25 protein-coding genes are annotated in these 15,338 nt (G+C 53.1%); 10 read left to right on the top strand and 15 right to left on the bottom strand.

Annotation, left to right across the window (positions count from 1 at the left end):
* The 14 genes from ACEVJK_RS12650 to ACEVJK_RS12585 form a co-directional block, all read right to left on the bottom strand.
* On the bottom strand, nucleotides 1–580 hold a 580-nt coding region (locus ACEVJK_RS12650), incomplete at its 3' end, for a hypothetical protein (protein WP_374740727.1).
* Nucleotides 581–594: 14 nt separating this feature from the next.
* A complete protein-coding gene (locus ACEVJK_RS12645) occupies nucleotides 595–1,020 on the bottom strand; it encodes a single-stranded DNA-binding protein (RefSeq protein WP_374740726.1) in 426 nt (141 codons plus the stop codon).
* Nucleotides 1,010–1,234 (bottom strand): helix-turn-helix domain-containing protein, encoded by a 225-nt coding sequence (locus tag ACEVJK_RS12640; protein ID WP_374740725.1) that lies wholly within the window; start codon nucleotides 1,232–1,234, stop codon nucleotides 1,010–1,012. The genes ACEVJK_RS12645 and ACEVJK_RS12640 overlap by 11 nt, the downstream gene beginning before the upstream one ends.
* Nucleotides 1,201–1,569 (bottom strand): HNH endonuclease, encoded by a 369-nt coding sequence (locus ACEVJK_RS12635; RefSeq protein WP_374740724.1) that lies wholly within the window; start codon nucleotides 1,567–1,569, stop codon nucleotides 1,201–1,203. The genes ACEVJK_RS12640 and ACEVJK_RS12635 overlap by 34 nt, the downstream gene beginning before the upstream one ends.
* Nucleotides 1,562–2,092 (bottom strand): hypothetical protein, encoded by a 531-nt coding sequence (locus tag ACEVJK_RS12630; RefSeq protein WP_374740723.1) that lies wholly within the window; start codon nucleotides 2,090–2,092, stop codon nucleotides 1,562–1,564. Before ACEVJK_RS12630 ends, ACEVJK_RS12635 begins: the two co-directional genes overlap by 8 nt.
* Nucleotides 2,089–2,694, bottom strand: a complete 606-nt coding sequence (locus tag ACEVJK_RS12625; RefSeq protein WP_374740722.1) for an ERF family protein — start codon at nucleotides 2,692–2,694, stop codon at nucleotides 2,089–2,091. The genes ACEVJK_RS12630 and ACEVJK_RS12625 overlap by 4 nt, the downstream gene beginning before the upstream one ends.
* Nucleotides 2,694–2,894, bottom strand: coding sequence for a hypothetical protein (locus ACEVJK_RS12620; protein ID WP_374740721.1), 201 nt, complete (start codon nucleotides 2,892–2,894; stop codon nucleotides 2,694–2,696). Before ACEVJK_RS12620 ends, ACEVJK_RS12625 begins: the two co-directional genes overlap by 1 nt.
* A complete protein-coding gene (locus tag ACEVJK_RS12615; RefSeq protein ID WP_374740720.1) occupies nucleotides 2,891–3,064 on the bottom strand; it encodes a hypothetical protein in 174 nt (57 codons plus the stop codon). The genes ACEVJK_RS12620 and ACEVJK_RS12615 overlap by 4 nt, the downstream gene beginning before the upstream one ends.
* On the bottom strand, nucleotides 3,051–3,521 hold the full coding sequence (locus tag ACEVJK_RS12610) for a hypothetical protein (protein ID WP_374740719.1): 471 nt from the start codon (nucleotides 3,519–3,521) through the stop codon (nucleotides 3,051–3,053). The genes ACEVJK_RS12615 and ACEVJK_RS12610 overlap by 14 nt, the downstream gene beginning before the upstream one ends.
* Before the next feature lie 84 nt (nucleotides 3,522–3,605).
* A complete protein-coding gene (locus ACEVJK_RS12605; protein ID WP_374740718.1) occupies nucleotides 3,606–3,803 on the bottom strand; it encodes a hypothetical protein in 198 nt (65 codons plus the stop codon).
* Nucleotides 3,787–3,984 carry a hypothetical protein gene (locus ACEVJK_RS12600; RefSeq protein WP_374740717.1) on the bottom strand — a complete coding sequence of 66 codons (198 nt, stop codon included), beginning with the start codon at nucleotides 3,982–3,984 and terminating at the stop codon, nucleotides 3,787–3,789. Before ACEVJK_RS12600 ends, ACEVJK_RS12605 begins: the two co-directional genes overlap by 17 nt.
* A 126-nt stretch (nucleotides 3,985–4,110) precedes the next feature.
* Nucleotides 4,111–4,893 carry a DUF6551 family protein gene (locus ACEVJK_RS12595; RefSeq protein WP_374740716.1) on the bottom strand — a complete coding sequence of 261 codons (783 nt, stop codon included), beginning with the start codon at nucleotides 4,891–4,893 and terminating at the stop codon, nucleotides 4,111–4,113.
* Entirely contained in the window at nucleotides 4,877–5,824 is a 948-nt protein-coding gene (locus ACEVJK_RS12590; protein ID WP_374740715.1) for a hypothetical protein, read from the bottom strand. Before ACEVJK_RS12590 ends, ACEVJK_RS12595 begins: the two co-directional genes overlap by 17 nt.
* 72 nt (nucleotides 5,825–5,896) lie before the next feature.
* On the bottom strand, nucleotides 5,897–6,244 hold the full coding sequence (locus ACEVJK_RS12585) for a hypothetical protein (protein ID WP_374740714.1): 348 nt from the start codon (nucleotides 6,242–6,244) through the stop codon (nucleotides 5,897–5,899).
* 94 nt (nucleotides 6,245–6,338) lie between these two features.
* Here ACEVJK_RS12585 and ACEVJK_RS12580 point away from each other — a divergent pair, with 94 nt between their 5' ends.
* The gene (locus tag ACEVJK_RS12580; protein WP_374740713.1) at nucleotides 6,339–6,716 is read left to right on the top strand and encodes a hypothetical protein; all 378 of its coding nucleotides are present in this window, start codon (nucleotides 6,339–6,341) and stop codon (nucleotides 6,714–6,716) included.
* A 97-nt stretch (nucleotides 6,717–6,813) separates the two neighbouring features.
* On the opposite strand, the gene ACEVJK_RS12575 is transcribed toward ACEVJK_RS12580, so the two are convergent.
* A complete protein-coding gene (locus ACEVJK_RS12575; protein WP_374740712.1) occupies nucleotides 6,814–7,047 on the bottom strand; it encodes an XRE family transcriptional regulator in 234 nt (77 codons plus the stop codon).
* 190 nt (nucleotides 7,048–7,237) lie between these two features.
* Between ACEVJK_RS12575 and ACEVJK_RS12570 the strand changes: the two genes are divergently transcribed.
* The 9 genes from ACEVJK_RS12570 to ACEVJK_RS12530 all read left to right on the top strand — a co-directional run bounded on the left by ACEVJK_RS12570 (nucleotide 7,238) and on the right by ACEVJK_RS12530 (nucleotide 15,003).
* Nucleotides 7,238–7,612 (top strand): helix-turn-helix domain-containing protein, encoded by a 375-nt coding sequence (locus tag ACEVJK_RS12570; protein WP_374740711.1) that lies wholly within the window; start codon nucleotides 7,238–7,240, stop codon nucleotides 7,610–7,612.
* On the top strand, nucleotides 7,596–8,045 hold the full coding sequence (locus ACEVJK_RS12565) for an ImmA/IrrE family metallo-endopeptidase (RefSeq protein ID WP_374740710.1): 450 nt from the start codon (nucleotides 7,596–7,598) through the stop codon (nucleotides 8,043–8,045). Before ACEVJK_RS12570 ends, ACEVJK_RS12565 begins: the two co-directional genes overlap by 17 nt.
* A 25-nt stretch (nucleotides 8,046–8,070) precedes the next feature.
* Complete coding sequence (locus ACEVJK_RS12560; protein WP_374740709.1) at nucleotides 8,071–8,328, top strand: hypothetical protein; 258 nt, start codon at nucleotides 8,071–8,073, stop codon at nucleotides 8,326–8,328.
* A 163-nt stretch (nucleotides 8,329–8,491) separates the two neighbouring features.
* Nucleotides 8,492–9,541: a tyrosine-type recombinase/integrase gene (locus tag ACEVJK_RS12555; RefSeq protein ID WP_374740708.1), complete on the top strand. Its 1,050-nt coding sequence runs from the start codon at nucleotides 8,492–8,494 to the stop codon at nucleotides 9,539–9,541.
* Nucleotides 9,542–9,743: 202 nt separating this feature from the next.
* The gene (locus ACEVJK_RS12550) at nucleotides 9,744–10,157 is read left to right on the top strand and encodes a hypothetical protein (protein WP_186853192.1); all 414 of its coding nucleotides are present in this window, start codon (nucleotides 9,744–9,746) and stop codon (nucleotides 10,155–10,157) included.
* 51 nt (nucleotides 10,158–10,208) lie between these two features.
* Entirely contained in the window at nucleotides 10,209–10,580 is a 372-nt protein-coding gene (locus tag ACEVJK_RS12545) for a GntR family transcriptional regulator (RefSeq protein WP_186853193.1), read from the top strand.
* Nucleotides 10,577–11,479, top strand: coding sequence for an ABC transporter ATP-binding protein (locus ACEVJK_RS12540; RefSeq protein ID WP_147572589.1), 903 nt, complete (start codon nucleotides 10,577–10,579; stop codon nucleotides 11,477–11,479). The genes ACEVJK_RS12545 and ACEVJK_RS12540 overlap by 4 nt, the downstream gene beginning before the upstream one ends.
* The gene (locus ACEVJK_RS12535) at nucleotides 11,454–13,499 is read left to right on the top strand and encodes a hypothetical protein (protein ID WP_374740707.1); all 2,046 of its coding nucleotides are present in this window, start codon (nucleotides 11,454–11,456) and stop codon (nucleotides 13,497–13,499) included. The genes ACEVJK_RS12540 and ACEVJK_RS12535 overlap by 26 nt, the downstream gene beginning before the upstream one ends.
* 247 nt (nucleotides 13,500–13,746) lie before the next feature.
* Nucleotides 13,747–15,003, top strand: a complete 1,257-nt coding sequence (locus tag ACEVJK_RS12530) for an acetyl-CoA C-acetyltransferase (protein WP_240288848.1) — start codon at nucleotides 13,747–13,749, stop codon at nucleotides 15,001–15,003.
* The last annotated feature ends 335 nt before the right edge of the window (nucleotides 15,004–15,338 follow it).

Here is a 15,338-nt window from a genome sequence, read left to right as displayed (position 1 = left end):
ACGTTTTTTTCTCATCCAGGGCAATATCAAACGCCCTTTGACAGCACTCCGGCCCCATCTGCTCCACATAGCCCTTTAGCTCATCAAGGCTCTGTTGTGACGGATTGGCGTTGATTTTATCCAGGTACGCAGACATGACGGTGGCGATGGCTTCGCGCGTGCGTGCGGAGGATGTTTCCTGTTCTAACGATAAGTTATCTATATACGATGATGATGTTCCATTTCCTAAAGGTAATACCATGGTATTACCACTGGACATACCATCGTCATCCTTTTGTTTATTCCACCGCTTTGCCACATTCTCTCTTTGCCGTTGAGAGTGAGCCTCCCTTTTTTTGATCTCCTCCTCCATTCGGCGGTTGAACAGCTTGCCGTCCTCGTCCGTCTCGAACTTCCCCCGGACCTCCTCAGACAGCCTCCCGACCGCACGGGCTACCTCCCCCTCCGTCATGTGCCCCCGCTCCCTCTGGAGGCACAGAAGGGTGATGTACTGGCCACGCTCCTTCATATTCATCAGAGCCGCCCCGCCCAGGAAATCGGATGTATAGAACAAAACGGCGGGGTCTTTGTTCTTTGCCATCTTATCTCATCCCCTTAAAACGGGAGTTTGCCGTCATCGTCGGCCAGTTCAGAAAAGCCGTCCTGCTGGGGCTCCGGCGCTCCGTAGTCCCCGCTGGTGTTGGAGGTGTCCCCGCTCCGCTGAGAGTCCCCGAAGTAGATATGGTCGGCTACCACCTCAGCGCTGGTGCGCTTGTTGCCGTCCTTGTCCGTCCAGTCACGCATCTGGAGCCGGCCCTCCACAACAGCCATACGTCCCTTAGTAAAATATCGGCTGACAAACTCCGCTGTGTTCCGCCAGGCCACCACGTCTATCCAGTCGGTGGCTTTCTCGCCAGTCTGCTTGTCCTTAAAGTCCCGATCCACCGCCAGGCGGAAGGAGGCCACGGGATTTCCTCCCTGAGTGTGGCGAAGCTCCGGATTTTTCGAGAGTCTTCCTTGCAGCACGATTTTATTCAGCATTGTTATCCTCCAATCTGTATTCGGCGTAGCTCACTGCCTCGCCGTATCGGTTCTTTGCGCTGACAGTTGTTTTCTTGATTGAATACCCATGCTTATGCCTGAGGTCATATATCCTCGCTCCCAGTCGGTAGCAACCCAGATCCAAAAATGCCTGTGCCGGGTTGATAGAACCAAAATCCTTTATGTACTGGAGGACTCGCTCACACTGTCCCATTTGTGATACCTCACTTTCTCCTCGGTCCAGTCAGGATAAAAGCCTCTGAGATAGTTGATGATGTATGCCCTGATGTCCGCCTGAGAATGGAATCCCAGAGGCCGCAGCCGATCCATAAACAGCCCCTCGTCAAAAGCGTAGTGGCAGGGGCCGCACAGGGTAACGATGTTCTCCACCACCCCCATGCCGCCCTGGGAGCGGCGTACCACATGACAGTGGGGGCCTCCCGGAGCTCCGCAGAGGATACAGGTTGCGGGGCCGTGGGTGCAGTCCCGCGCGGCCACAGCGGCCTTGACACTGGCTGATATGGCTGTTTGCTTGGTCTGTTTATGCACGGCCCCACTCCTCCTTCATGGCCGCCAGCTTCTCAGGCGGCAATGTCTCAATGCCAAGGTCCTTGCAGTCTTGCACGATGCTGTCAATGAGCCGGGACATTTGCTTTGTGTTATATTGGCTGGAGCCGTAGTACGCCCGGACTACCTGACGATCCCCGGACCTGGAATAATCCACGATCTCCGTGGGCCATCCCGTCCCCTGCCTTTCCCACACCGTGCGGAAAGTCTTGACCGCCGCCGCCTCCAGAATGAAGTCCCGGAAAATCCCGATTTCCCGCACTTTCTGGAGATAGATTTCCTCCTTCGTAGAGCGGATAGCGTCCGCCAGCTTGTCTAAAAGGACCCAGCAGTAGGCATTGGCGTCTAGACTCCGCTTTTCCCGGTGCTCCTTGATTTCGCAGTCATAGATGCGGTTTTGCTTGTCCAGAATGAAAGTTCTGGCTGGAGCGGGCTCATTGACCTTTAGGCACAGCCAAACCCCGCTGTCCATCTGGATACGGGCCTCTGTAAACGTGAGGGTCATTGTCCCGCCGCCTTTTCAGCCGCAAACGCTTTTTTCTGGCATACCGGGCAGAGCTGCCGCCCAAACCGCCCAGTGGAATAGGCTATGATGTCCGCCACTGGCCAAGGGGTTCCATCTCGCTTCACCCCGTCTACCAGTTGCGTCCGGCAATCAGAGCAGTATAGAGGTGTCTCACGCTTTCTGCTATGATCCCTAGTCCGCTCCGTGTACTCGTTTGTATCCGGGTCTTTTGTATCATCAATGCAGAATAGGCCGTTTAGGGCGTACTTCCGGGCGTAGGAAGAGGCTGTGCCAGTGACTTGGGCCTCGTCCATCCCCTTCTTTTCTGACGCCTCTCTGGCATAGGCACTGTTGGTCATAAAGTCATCCCCATCCATATCCCTCAGGGTGGCGGTGGCACAAACGTAGTAGCGGTCCCCGCAGTTCATCAGCTCGTCTCCCACCGTCAGTACCAATCGGTGCTTCTGGAGCAGGGGCTTCACCGCCTCCAAAATGTCCTCACAGGAGCGGTATTTGTATCCGCCAAACTTGTTGGTCTGCCCCTTTGGTGCCTTAAGCTCCGCTTGGAGCTGGCCTACACGTTCTAAAAACTTGTTTTCCATCAAATCGCCTCCTCATATCTCATACCAAGACAGTCAGCCACGATTGCGGGGCTGACCCGGAGCAGTTCTTTTACCCGATCCTGGAAACAGTTGGCGCACATCCTCCGTCCATCCTCCAGGATAATGGGGTCTGTCTCGTACTGCTCTGCCCCACATTTGGAGCAGTACCATGCAGGAGATGCATCCTGCGGATCTCTCACAGCGCCCACCCCACCAGCAGAGAGCACATAAAGATCATGCTAGACACCACCAGGCACTGCCTCACAATGCGGTTCATGCGTGCCTCACGCTCCCGGCGGCACTGATAGCAATATTCTCTAGCGTCGTGGTTTCGCTCCACCAGAGAGCGTCCGTCCTCAATGTACTTCATTCTTTTCCTCCACAATCCTGGCCTTTGCCATCTCAATAGCAAGCATATAAACTCGTCCATGTTCGTTGTCTCCGTGGGTCTGTTTTACCTTGTCGGAAAACTCCTCCAGATCCCCCAAAAAGCACCCACAGGAAACATAGATCTTTCCGTCTTTACATCGAAAAAAGGTTGTGGTTCCGTTGCGAGAGCCAATAGCTCCGATCCAAAAGACAGTACCTATCTTACACACCTCGGCGTTGCCGGACACCCTGGCGTTGCCGGACACCTCGGCATTGCCGTACACCTCGGCGTTGCCGGACACCCTGGCGTTGCCGGACTGACTCAAATTTTCCTCCTTCTCAATCCAGCCACCTAGATCGCCAGCATTTACATTTCCAAACTGAACCAGAGCTTTGATGCGGTATAAGGTTTTCCCAAGGAAGACCTTCGTTTCAGATGTCAACTCATACTTTTTCACTTCTTCCGCCTCTTTTCCATAAATTCCGCCACAGCGAGGGCGGTACAGATTACAATGCACACCATGCACACCACGGATAAAAACTCAAACAATTCTGATTCCTCCCAGTGTCATCAAATAGAACCACTGCTCTTGAGTAAGGCGTACCTCCTGCTCGTCCAGGAGCTTTGCGATAGAGCCATCGCCGCATCCGATCTCATGGGCAATGCCCCTTTGTGAGAGCCTATGCCGCTCCATAGCCCGCTGGGTGATACGGCGGACTGTCTCATTTGGAGTTTTCATTTCTCTCCTCCCGGTCTAGGATTCTCGCCATGACTTCGGCTAAATTCCGAACCGTTTTAAGCAGCTCCGGCACATCAACTCCATAATGATCCCGTTCCAGATTGTTCATGTGCATCCTAGAATTCCGGCTCTGCGTCCCAAGGTCCTTAATGCTGTCGTTCTCTTCAAGCGTTTTTTTCATAAAATTTTCCTTTCCGGCTTGACAGAGAACGGATGTTCTAGTATGATGTATCTATCAAGCCTAATTGCCTACTCAGTTAGGTTTGCCAGCCTCGTCAGGTGTGTCCAGCACCTGATGGGGCGATTTTTATAACAGGTTTGGTAATCGGTTTTCTTCTCTCTGCCCATAGTTATATGCCAGCAAAATTTGTACAGCGTACTTTCTGGCACCGGATGACCTATCCACCTGTGCGTCTCTAATTAAGTCATTTGGATGCTTCCTGCTTAGTTTTTGGATCAATATGTCCTCTTTCGCCTGTTCTTTGTACGTCCGAAGGAAAAGGCCAAGCCCCTTCAAGATTTGCGCCTGTGCGCCAGCCGGGTCCCCGTTCCACGCGCCTTTTATAACGCGGATATACATCGCATACAGTTCGTTGTCGTTAATTGCAAGAAACTCGTTCCATAGAGTGCTGACTGCTACGACAGCGTTTTTAGCCTTGTTTCCGGTCCACGAAATTTCGAGGCCGTTAGCCTCTGTAACCATCTGGAAATCGATTGACTGTTTATCTCCATAGTTTCCAAGGACCCGTATTTTGTCGGTCAGTGTGACGCGGCTCGTTGTCCCTCTCTGATTAATGAACATATTAGCTGCGTCCATTTTTGTCATTCCGTTATAGACCCGACACTTTACGCAGAGGTCACGACCGGCGTTTCTGGCCTTTAAGACCTTCATTGTCATCTGCCCATCAAAGCAGTAATACTTTCCATCAATCAGGGCTACGCTGATAGGCTGAACGAGGTTCGGGTCGAATGTCCGCATGATCTTGTTGAACTGCGCCCTACGCCGGTTTACGTCCCTCTGGCCAAGGTCATCAATCAGGATGTCCTTTGTGTTGAGGTCTAAAAGCTGGACTTCAATTTTCTGTGCCATTCTCTCTCACCATCCTTACCATGTTTTTGTACTTTTCGATGACCTCAACGCCTCTGTCCAGTTCTTTCATAGCGGCGTCACGCCCAGCAGGAATATCAAGCATTTCTCGGTGGACAAGAACCATATGCTGTTTCAAAGAAGCATCCAGGGCCTTGATAGCAGTATGAATGAGCTCCTGAAACTCCGACACGGTAAATGGAGCAGGAGGGACTTCCGGCTCAACCTTTGGGATAGGGCGGAGAATCGCCTTCGCGGTGTCCGTGTCGCCATTCTTGATAGCCTCCACGGCCTCGCGTTTCTTTTCCTCCGGGGCGTTTCGGATTTCAGAGATAACGGACCTGGGGGCTTTCACAGAACCGGACAGGACGGCCTCTTTGATACCGGGAGAGATCTTTTCTGCTTCGTTTAATCCGTCTACGAAATGTTCCGCTCGCTCAACTGTAGATCCACCAACGCCGAATTGCTTTGCAATTACATCTTTTGTCTTTCCTTGTTTTGGTAGGTCTTCACTTTGAAGACTTACCTCTGTCTTTGTGTATTGATTTCCTCGAAACCCATCAGATGCCCCCATAGACATCTTCTGCGCCTTGTATGCCTCACCAATCAGTGTGGTCTTTTGCTCATCAGTGATATTCCGCCGTCCCAACTGGTTCCGGCACATCCAAACAATAGCCGCCCACTTATCAGGGAAGTCCATCTGCTTCACTCTGAAAGGGATTTCAGGATGCTTCTGGATAATTTTGTAACGGTGGTGGCCGTCAATGATAGTGTTGTGCCACACAACCAGCGGCTCCCGCACTTCTCCGTCAGCAACGATATTCTCTTCCAGTTTGGAGAACTCGTCTGCTGACAGAGGCGGTATCTTATCCCGAAATTCGGGATCAATATTTAACTGTCTCACTTTTCCTCCTTGTATTCCGTCCCGCACCATGCTAAAATACAAGGTGCAAGGACTTGTCCTGTTCTTTCGCCCTCATCCGTGCGCTACCACGGGTGGGGGCAATTATTTTGTTGCTGACAAAGCCGCACTCAAAATAGTCTGTAAGCCGGATAGTCTTTCGTTTACGATTCGCTCAATCCCATCCACCGCCAGCTCCTCGACCTCCCGCAGCCTGTAAGTAGGCAGGTCGCCCCGTTTGTACTTCACCAGAAGCCCCGGCGAGATGTTATAGGCCCAGCTTCCAGTTTCCTGATTCTGTACTCCAAAGCCAAAGGGTGCCCTCTGCTCCTGGAGCGCCCGGTACAGCGTGGGTGTGGACCATCCGATGAACTGAGCCGCCAAATAAACTGGCACATTGGAATGTGATAGGATCTCCTTCTCCCCGATAGGTGGGGTCTCTTGCTTCTTCATGGTTTCCTCCTTTCTGGTCATTTTATTGGCCGCTTCCTTCATATTTACCTCCGTTCCCTGTCGTGATATACTGGCGGAGAAGGGAGGCTTACAAATGATAGAGAAAATAGATTTGATTGAATTTGAAAAAATCGTTCTTTCAAGAGATGAAGCAAAAGCCCTCAAGCTTCTTCAATCTAAAAATATCTTGCTTGATGATAAATCAAAGAACGCCCTTAATCGGTTGATTCGTCTTGGGTTGGCTGAAAAATATTACACCAGGTGGAATAATGAGCCGCATTTTGGCGCTCGCTTATCAGACCGCGGCAAAGACTTCTTGATGTTTTCCAGACGGTCAAAAGCAAATTCCAGAAAAAATTCGCGGAGATACTGGATAACAACTTTGATTGCTGTGATTGCTTTGGTCAAATCCTTCATGCCAGAAATTTCCGCAGGATTGGTATGGCTATTGAAGTTATTAGGGCTACAATAGACAGGCCAAGCGGAAGATAAGGATGCCTTTCTGGAAAGTCATAAAGCCACTCCTTAAATTTCTCCATCCCTCTCACCCCCTCCCCATTCAGTCCTTTTTATTGGACAGTTCCCGTGCTATCATGATCGCACTTCTGGATTTCCAAAATTTCCCGGATAGCCTGAACAACCTTGGGGGTGGAGAGCTGGCCGGTCTTGATCTTGTACATATAAGAATCATCAAAATACAAGCCAGTCCTGTTTCGAACTTCCTCAATTAACCAGGTCTGCGGTTTGTCTAAGTCAATCAGCCGCTTCCCGATGTCCTTGCCGAACGCCGTAAGTTGTGCCATTCCATTGCTCACCTCCCTATATCGTGTTGTTGACAATTACGGAAAGTTGTAATATACTTATCTTGCCACAGATAATAAATACAGCCGTCCGTACTTCATGTGACTATAATATTACTGTTCGCTGTAAAAGTCAAGTAAAAAGTACGGTCATCTGTAATTTTGCCTTTTTGCACAAATGCCGGGAGGAATTATGGAAGATTTGTACAAGCATATAGAAGGACTTGGAAGGGAACACGGTTATAAGAACATGACTGTTCTCTGTAAGGCTGCCGGGGTTCCCCGTTCCACGATGTCGGAATTAAATAATGGGAGAAGCAAAGACCTTTCCAAACCAAACGCCCAAAAATTCGCAGATATTCTGGGAATTACTCTGGATGAGGTATATGGAGAAGAAACAAAAAAAGCGCCCACCCAAGAGGATGAGCGCGAGATAACTTTTGATGATTTTACTTTTGCGATGCAAAACGAAAGCAAAGACTTGACCGAGGCAGATAAGCAAATCCTTCTATCAATGGCAAAACAGCTTAATGATGCAAGGAAGAAGAGAAATGGAGAATCTAAATAGCCTATATAAATGGTTAGACCTAGAGGGAGTCTTTGTATTTGATAGGAGGCTCCCGTTCAGCAAAAAGGATTCTAAAGCGACCACTCTAAAGCTAAAGCCTCCTTATGAAACTTGGGGCATATTTCTTGACAAGAAAAGGTTGAAAACAAAGGCAGAGGAAAAATCCGCTGTGCTTCATGAGTGTGGGCACTATGCAACGGGAGCCACCCATGAAGTAAACAGTCCGTTCGATCTTGTTGCGAAGCATGAATACAAAGCAGACAAATGGGCTGTCGAACGGGCGCTGTCAGTCGATGAACTAGACGATGCTGTGGCAGAAGGTCATACAGAAATTTGGGATCTAGCTGAGTATTTTGGAGTAACTGAGGACTTCATGCGAAAGGCCGTCTGTTGGTATACCTACGGGAATTTGGCGACGGAGTTGTATTTTTAGGTATAAGAGCAAGGGAGAGTTCCTCGTGAAAAATATTCTCGGTCGTTTTCGTTCTTATTTGCATGAAACGAAAGAGTTAAATCGGATATATTATGAGCAAGAAGCTTTTAGTGATGACATAAAAGAAATACAACAAGATAAAGAAAGAACATCAGAGATTGAAAAATACGGAAAAGAAAGAACTTTTTTAATTTCAAAAATTAATACTTTAGGGCAGGATAGAAAGCTGTTTACTTTATACGATTGTAGTTGGCATTTTACAGACTATGCAGATTTTTCTTAAAAAATAAAAGCCCCCGGTGCTACCAACACCGAGGGCGGGCCGTAGATGCTACCAACATCAACGGGAAGCAAAGCACCCCAAACCGATAAATCCAAGGCACCTTTGCGCCCTTTTATTGTATCATACTGGGACCACGGGTGCAACCATAAAAAGGAGGAGCACCATGAAGCGAGCAAATGGGACCGGAACTGTGGTCAAACTATCCGGTAACCGGAGCCGTCCATACTGTGTCAGAATATCCCAGCGAGATAAGCGTGGATATGTAATCCAAACAGCCGTCAGTTACCATGCGAAGGCCGCCGAGGCACAGGCCGCCTTGGATGAATTAGTCAAGAAAATCCAAGCTGGGAATCATATCAGCGCCGATACAATCAATACGACATGGGGGCAGGCTTATGAGATATGGTCCGCTCGAAAGTACAGGATAGCTGGACCTGCCTCCGTGGCATCCTATAAAGCCTCCTGGAGCCGTGTAGGGGCTCTAGCTGACCGGAAGGCCAGGAGTATTACTATTGATGATCTCCAGGCTATCATTGACCAGGATGCGGCGGATGGTATGTCTAGCTCGTCCATTAATAACGACTGCATCCTTATCAAAGCTCTGTTTAAATTTTTAATGGAACGTGACATTGTTGCGAAGGACTACTCCGCTTTTATTCAGGTCCCGAAGGTCGGTCCGAAGCATACCAAAGGTGCCTTTGACGACCTACAGATGGCAAGACTGGAGAAGTTGGCTAAAGAAGGATTCCCATGGGCTGACACGGTGCTCATGCTCTGCTATACCGGCCTCCGCATCAACGAGTTTTTGTCCCTCACTCCATTCAACTTTGATCCAGACACAGGATGCTTAACTGGCGGCAGCAAAACTGAAGCTGGGAAGGGTAGGACCGTTCCTGTTCATCCAAAAATCCGCTCATACTTTGACCGCTGGATGGCAGATCAGGCAGATACTATTATCCATCAGGACGGAAATCCCATATCAGACAGGTGGTATCGAGCATCAGCATTCAAAGGTGTCATGGACGCTCTAGGTGTAACTGGTGCTACACCACACTGGTGCCGCCACACTTTCGTAACCAGAGCTAAGATAGCTGGGGTGGATGAGATGGCCCTAAAGTTCATTGTTGGGCACTCGCAACGTGGCAATATCACCGCACAATACACCCACCCAGATCCCTCCTGGCTTGCCACCGAGATGGCAAAAATCGCATAAAAAATAATCACCAAAAACCAGGCGTTAGTAACGGGTTAGTAACACGGTTAGTAACAAAAGTCAGGAAAGTGCTGGTATATCAGCACTTTCCTTTTTCAAAAATTTAAGAAGTTCTTAATTGTTTTTTCCCGCTCTCTTCGATATACTATGTGTACTAATACAATTAATACAGTTTTGAGTGTGGGAGGTCGCGATGCGCGGGATGAAAAAAAGCCTCTGTTTCCTGGGTGCCTGCCTGCTGTGTTTGGGGTTGACCAGTTGCGCCGCTGCGGAGCAAGACGCCTTTCAGGTCCAGATTATCTGCAAGAGTTCCGGCATACAGCAGATCTTCTGGAGCTGCTATCTGGATGGAGTCTTTTATGGTTCTGGGGGAATGGCCGACTTGGACGGAGAAGAGTTGACAGCGGAAAGCGAACTTGTCCCCTGTTTCTCCCGTGCCTACCTAGACGGTGCAGATCCGATTGGCTTCTCCATCGATTTTTCCCCCTATGCGGAGGGCAGGATCATCCCCTTAGGCACTACGGACCAGGTATCTATCCCCGCCCAGTATGGAGCGTGTTACACTGTGATACTCTCCGGGGACGAGGCAACAGGCTTTCAGGCCGAACTACAGTAAATATCTACAGACCAGATCCGGCGGCGTCCCGCCGAGAGAGGAGGAATCGCTTTGCTCAACCTAGACTTTCGGGATTCCCGTCCCATCTATGAACAGGTGAAGGACGGCCTGCGGAAGCTGATGGTATCCGGAGTCATTCAGGAGGGAGAAAAGCTCCCTTCTGTCCGTACCATGGCCAGCTCCCTGGCCATCAATCCCAATACCATCCAGCGGGCTTACGACGCTCTGGAGTCCGAGGGCTATCTCTGCTCCGTGCCAGGCAAAGGCTCCTTTGCCGCCCCCAACAGCGGGGTGGACACCGGGCGGCGGGACGCCCTGTTCCAGACCTTTGACCAGACAGCGGCGGAGCTGCTGTTTCTAGGGGTCAACGGCGAGGAGTTATGGGCCCGCGTCCGGGCTCTGGAAGGAGGAGAGGAACCATGATAAAGGTAAACAACGTAGTCAAGACCTTCGAGGGCTTCCGGGCCCTGGACGGTCTGACCATGACGGCGGAAAAGGGCTCTATCTACGGCCTGGTGGGCCCCAACGGCGCCGGAAAATCCACCATCCTGCGCCACATCATTGGCGTCTACCGCCCCGATTCCGGCAGCGTCTTGGTTGACGGCCAGCCGGTCTATGAAAATCCCGCTGTGAAGGCCAAGATCGCCACCATTCCGGATGAGCTGTATTATTTCGCCTCCGCCTCCACCCGGGACATGATGCGGTTCTACCGGGGGATGTACCCCCAATTTGACGCCAAGCGATATGAGGCGCTGAAGGATGCCTTCCCCGAGGTGGATGAGAAGCAGCCCATCCGCCGCCTGTCCAAAGGGATGCAGAAGCAGTCCGCCTTCTGGCTGGCCCTGTGCTGCCAGCCGGAGGTACTGGTGCTGGATGAGCCGGTAGACGGGTTAGACCCGGTGATGCGCCGTCAGGTCTGGTCCCTGCTGATGGGTGACGTGGCCCAGCGGGGGACCACGGTGCTGGTGTCCTCCCACAACCTGCGGGAGCTGGAGGACGTGTGCGACCATGTGGGCATCCTGTCCCATGGCAAGGTACTTCTGGAACGGTCCCTCACCGACCTTCAGGATAACGTGGTCAAGCTCCAGGTGGCCTTCCAGGACGGGCAGCTGCCCCAACTGCCCCAGGATATGAACGTCCTCCACACCACCCAGGTAGGTCGGGTGTTCACTCTGATTGTCCGGGGCAGCCCAGCGGACATCAAGACCAGGATGGCGGTGTATTCCCCCATTCTGATGGAGGCACTGCCCCTGTCCCTGGAGGAAATCTTTATCTATGAAATGGGAGGTGAGGACTATGGGGTCCGCGACATCGTGCTTTAATTCCACCCTCTACCGCAAAACTATGACCCGCTTCTGGCCCCTTTGGGCCCTGTATGGGGTGATTTGGGCCTTTCTGATCCCTCTGAACCTGCTCAATCAGTTTTTCTGGCTTCAGGAGCGATATCAGGGAGAGCTGGACCTTCAGTCCATGCTGACCTCCGCCGCCCTGGACATCCCCTATCTCCTGACTATGGGAGTGGCCCTCTCTCTGGTCTTTGGGGCGCTGGCCGCCATGGCCTCCTTCGGCTATCTATACAATAACCGGTCCGCCGCCATGATGCACGCGCTGCCCCTGCGGCGGGAGGCCTTGTTCACCACCCAGTATCTGGCCGGTCTGTCCTGCCTGCTGCTGCCCCATCTGGCGGTGGCTCTGGTGACGGCGGCCGCCGAACTGGCCTTTCTGCCTATGGAGTGCTGGGGAGAGGCGCTGGCCGCCCTGGCTGTCTGGCTGCTGGTTCAGAGCGGCACCGCTCTGTTTTTCTTCTCCTTTGCCGCCTTCTGCGCCATGTTTACCGGCCACATCCTGGCCCTGCCCGCCTTCTATGTCATTCTGAATTTTCTGGTCATGGTGATCTCCACCCTGCTGGCGGAGCTGATGAACCGCTTTTTCTACGGCTTCCCCGGCCGGGGCTGGGTGGGGGGCAGACTGGTAGAGTGGTGTACCCCCGTCTATCTGCTGTCCCAGGCCTGTAACTGGAATGTGGTCCAGACGGGGGAGAGCGGGGTCGCTGTGACTAGGGAGTGGGGTCTCGCCTCCCCCTCCACCGTGGCCATCTACGCCGTGGCCGGACTGGTTTTTGCCCTTTTAGCCCTGCTGGTCTACCGCCACCGTCATGTGGAATCCGCCGGGGATGTAGTGTCCATCCCCCTGGTCCGGCCTATTTTTAAATATGGGGTCTCCTTCTGCGCCGGACTGTGCTTTGGCACCTTTACCAGCACTTTTTTGGGCTGGCAGGCAGACGCCGTATTCCTCACCGCCTGTGTGCTGTTTTGGACCGTAGCGGGCTATTTTACCGCTGAGATGCTGCTAAAAAAATCCTTCCGGGTGCTAAACGCCTGGAAAGGCTGCGCGGCGGTGGCGGCCGCCATGGCTCTGTTATGCGCCGCCTGTGTCTATGATCTCTTTGGCGTGGAGAGCCGGATTCCCGATGCCGGCCAAGTCGCTTCCATCAATCTATCGGCAGACATGGGATACCCCATGGATATCAGCGGCTTCCATCTGTCCCAGATCACCGAGCCCGGCCAGATCCAGCAGGTCTTGGACCTCCACCAGGCCATCATCAATGAGAGGGACCGGAATGGAGCTGACAATTACAGCATATACGGTGATGACTACATCTTTTTCTATGTGACCTATACGCTGAAGGATGGGTCCACCCTGTCCCGTGAATATTCCAGCGTCCCCATCTTCCTGGATGAGTTGGACAAGGAGGGCTCTGTCACTCAGCTGGCCGACCAGTTGATCCAGAACCGCGGCCTGATCTCCATGGTGTATAATTTTGCCTCTTTCGAGGAACAGGGCCGGCTGGTGGAGGCCTATCTCACCGATGTCCGGATGCTGCCCAATTCCCTGTCCCCGGAGGGGGAAGATCGGAGCACCCTGTATCTGGACGGCGCCGCCGGGGAGGACCTGGAGGGCCTGTGGGAAGCGGTCAAGGCTGACTTTGCTGATGGCAGCATCGGCGTACGCTATCTCTTCAGCGACGAGGAGCGGTTGCGAAACACCTACCGCACCGACCTGCGTTTCCAATGGGAGCTGCCCCTTGAGGAGCAGTTCGGCCGCGGCGGCCAGTATGCCCCCGCCGCAGAGAGCAGTCCCGTCGGCCAGACTTATTCCTCCTCCCTCAGCATCACCCTGACGCCCAACGCCAGCCGAACACTGGAATGGCTTCGGACGTTCAGCGGCCTGGGCTCCCAGTATGAGCTGGTCCTCCACGATGAGGAAACGGCTGTCGGAAGCGTTTCTACCGGAGATACCTCTGTGGCGGCCCCCTACCAGGAGGCCGTCCTTGCGGACTGAAGCCTTCTTCCCTCCCCCGGCTTAAAATAGAGCCGGGGGATTTTGTTAAAAAATTCACTATATTACATAATTTTTGCCCTTCCGCTGATATAATTTTTGCGATTTTGTCAATCACAGGCAGGAAAGAGGCACCCTTGGACAGAAAAATTGATTGCTTTTTCCCCTTTCCTCCGATATAATCAGAACAAGAGCGGAAATCGTGGGCGTCCCTCTGGACGCCAAATAAATTTTGGAGGTAACAGAAGCTATGAAAGACATCTACGTTGTCAACTGCTGCCGCACCGCCATCGGCTCCTTCGGCGGCTCCCTGAAGGATATCCCCGCCGCTGATCTGGGCGCTACCGTCATCAAGGAGGCCCTGTCCCGCGCCGGCGTCAAGCCTGAGCAGGTGGACGAAGTCATGTTTGGCTGCATCCTCACCGCTGGCCTGGGCCAGAATGTGGCCCGTCAGGCTGCCATCAAGGCCGGTGTGCCCACCTCCGTCCCCGCCTACACCGTGGGCATGGTGTGCGGCTCCGGTATGAAGTCCGTCATCGAGGCCGCCCGTACCATCATGGCCGGCGACGCCGACATCATTGTGGCCGGCGGCACCGAGAATATGTCCGCCGCCCCCTACGCCCTGCCTGCCGAGCGCTGGGGCGCCCGCATGGGTGACAAGAAGGTGGTAGACACCATGATCAAGGATGGCCTGTGGGATGCCTTTAATAACTACCACATGGGTACCACCGCCGAGAACATCTGCGACGTGTGGGGCATCACTCGCCAGGAACTGGACGAGTTTGCCGCCTCCTCCCAGAACAAGGCTGAGGCCGCCATCAACTCCGGCCGCTTTGACGACGAGATCGTCCCCGTGATGGTCAAGCAGAAGAAGCAGATGGTGGAGTTTAAAGTGGACGAGTTCCCCCGCGCCGGCGTCACCGCCGAGGGTATCTCCAAGCTGAAGGGCGCCTTCCCTGTGGGGCCTGAATCCCCCGCCCCCGCCGTGGAGCACACCTTCGAGCCCACCGGCATCAAGGAGTCCGCTGACAAGGGCCAGCAGCGCGTCACCGCCGCCAACGCCTCCGGCATCAACGACGGCGCCGCCGCTATCATCCTGGCCTCCGGCGAGGCCGTGGAGAAGTACGGCCTGAAGCCCATGGCCAAGCTGGTCTCCTGGGGCCAGGGCGGCGTGGATCCCAAGATCATGGGCGTGGGCCCCGTGCCCGCCTCCCGTCAGGCCATGGCCAAGGCCGGCCTGAAAATCGAGGACATGGATTTGGTGGAGGCCAACGAGGCCTTTGCCGCCCAGTCCATCGCCGTGGCCCGCGAGCTGGGCTTCGACATGAGCAAGGTCAACGTCAACGGCGGCGCTATCGCTCTGGGTCACCCCGTGGGAGCCTCCGGCGCGCGCATTATTGTCACTCTGCTCCATGAGATGCAGAAGCGCGACGACGCCAAGAAGGGCCTTGCCACCCTGTGCATCGGCGGCGGCCAGGGCGTTGCCACCATCTTTGAGAAGTGCTGATTTTCTCTTCTCCCCTTTGGAAAAGCGGCCTGTGATTTTGGAAGGATCACAATATAGTATCGAGCGGAGCTCCGGGACATCCCCAGGGCTCCGCTCCTTTTGTCCTGTGAGTCTCCCCCCAAGAAAGCGGGAATTTCCGAGGTCCTTGGGCCTTTTCGTCTTTTTTACGAAAATTCTGGTGATAGATTGAAACAAGGGGAAAAATAAGGTACTCAAAGGCAGAGTGAAACAAATCGGTCAAAGGGTCCATCCAATGATCGAGGGAGGAAACAGATGAACAAGATATAGAAACAGCTTCTCTATTACTGCGGCATTTTTCTTGTTATTTTCCTGAG

It is taken from the genome of Flintibacter sp. P01028, from assembly GCF_041925235.1.
GTDB classification, from domain to species: Bacteria; Bacillota; Clostridia; order Oscillospirales; family Oscillospiraceae; genus Lawsonibacter; species Lawsonibacter aceti.
Note: the sequence above shows the minus strand (reverse complement) of the source record. Positions and strands in the feature narration are given on the sequence as shown.

What these genes read in the sequence shown, in the direction of transcription:
- ACEVJK_RS12645 (WP_374740726.1), bottom strand. Translation starts at nt 1,020, where the DNA reads ATGCTGAATAAAATCGTGCTGCAAGGAAGACTCTCGAAAAATCCGGAG.
- ACEVJK_RS12640 (WP_374740725.1), bottom strand. Translation starts at nt 1,234, where the DNA reads ATGGGACAGTGTGAGCGAGTCCTCCAGTACATAAAGGATTTTGGTTCT.
- ACEVJK_RS12630 (WP_374740723.1), bottom strand. Translation starts at nt 2,092, where the DNA reads ATGACCCTCACGTTTACAGAGGCCCGTATCCAGATGGACAGCGGGGTT.
- ACEVJK_RS12625 (WP_374740722.1), bottom strand. Translation starts at nt 2,694, where the DNA reads ATGGAAAACAAGTTTTTAGAACGTGTAGGCCAGCTCCAAGCGGAGCTT.
- ACEVJK_RS12615 (WP_374740720.1), bottom strand. Translation starts at nt 3,064, where the DNA reads ATGAAGTACATTGAGGACGGACGCTCTCTGGTGGAGCGAAACCACGAC.
- ACEVJK_RS12605 (WP_374740718.1), bottom strand. Translation starts at nt 3,803, where the DNA reads ATGAAAACTCCAAATGAGACAGTCCGCCGTATCACCCAGCGGGCTATG.
- ACEVJK_RS12600 (WP_374740717.1), bottom strand. Translation starts at nt 3,984, where the DNA reads ATGAAAAAAACGCTTGAAGAGAACGACAGCATTAAGGACCTTGGGACG.
- ACEVJK_RS12595 (WP_374740716.1), bottom strand. Translation starts at nt 4,893, where the DNA reads ATGGCACAGAAAATTGAAGTCCAGCTTTTAGACCTCAACACAAAGGAC.
- ACEVJK_RS12590 (WP_374740715.1), bottom strand. Translation starts at nt 5,824, where the DNA reads ATGGTGCGGGACGGAATACAAGGAGGAAAAGTGAGACAGTTAAATATT.
- ACEVJK_RS12585 (WP_374740714.1), bottom strand. Translation starts at nt 6,244, where the DNA reads ATGAAGAAGCAAGAGACCCCACCTATCGGGGAGAAGGAGATCCTATCA.
- ACEVJK_RS12580 (WP_374740713.1), top strand. Translation starts at nt 6,339, where the DNA reads ATGATAGAGAAAATAGATTTGATTGAATTTGAAAAAATCGTTCTTTCA.
- ACEVJK_RS12575 (WP_374740712.1), bottom strand. Translation starts at nt 7,047, where the DNA reads ATGGCACAACTTACGGCGTTCGGCAAGGACATCGGGAAGCGGCTGATT.
- ACEVJK_RS12570 (WP_374740711.1), top strand. Translation starts at nt 7,238, where the DNA reads ATGGAAGATTTGTACAAGCATATAGAAGGACTTGGAAGGGAACACGGT.
- ACEVJK_RS12565 (WP_374740710.1), top strand. Translation starts at nt 7,596, where the DNA reads ATGGAGAATCTAAATAGCCTATATAAATGGTTAGACCTAGAGGGAGTC.
- ACEVJK_RS12555 (WP_374740708.1), top strand. Translation starts at nt 8,492, where the DNA reads ATGAAGCGAGCAAATGGGACCGGAACTGTGGTCAAACTATCCGGTAAC.
- ACEVJK_RS12550 (WP_186853192.1), top strand. Translation starts at nt 9,744, where the DNA reads ATGAAAAAAAGCCTCTGTTTCCTGGGTGCCTGCCTGCTGTGTTTGGGG.
- ACEVJK_RS12540 (WP_147572589.1), top strand. Translation starts at nt 10,577, where the DNA reads ATGATAAAGGTAAACAACGTAGTCAAGACCTTCGAGGGCTTCCGGGCC.
- ACEVJK_RS12535 (WP_374740707.1), top strand. Translation starts at nt 11,454, where the DNA reads ATGGGGTCCGCGACATCGTGCTTTAATTCCACCCTCTACCGCAAAACT.
- ACEVJK_RS12530 (WP_240288848.1), top strand. Translation starts at nt 13,747, where the DNA reads ATGAAAGACATCTACGTTGTCAACTGCTGCCGCACCGCCATCGGCTCC.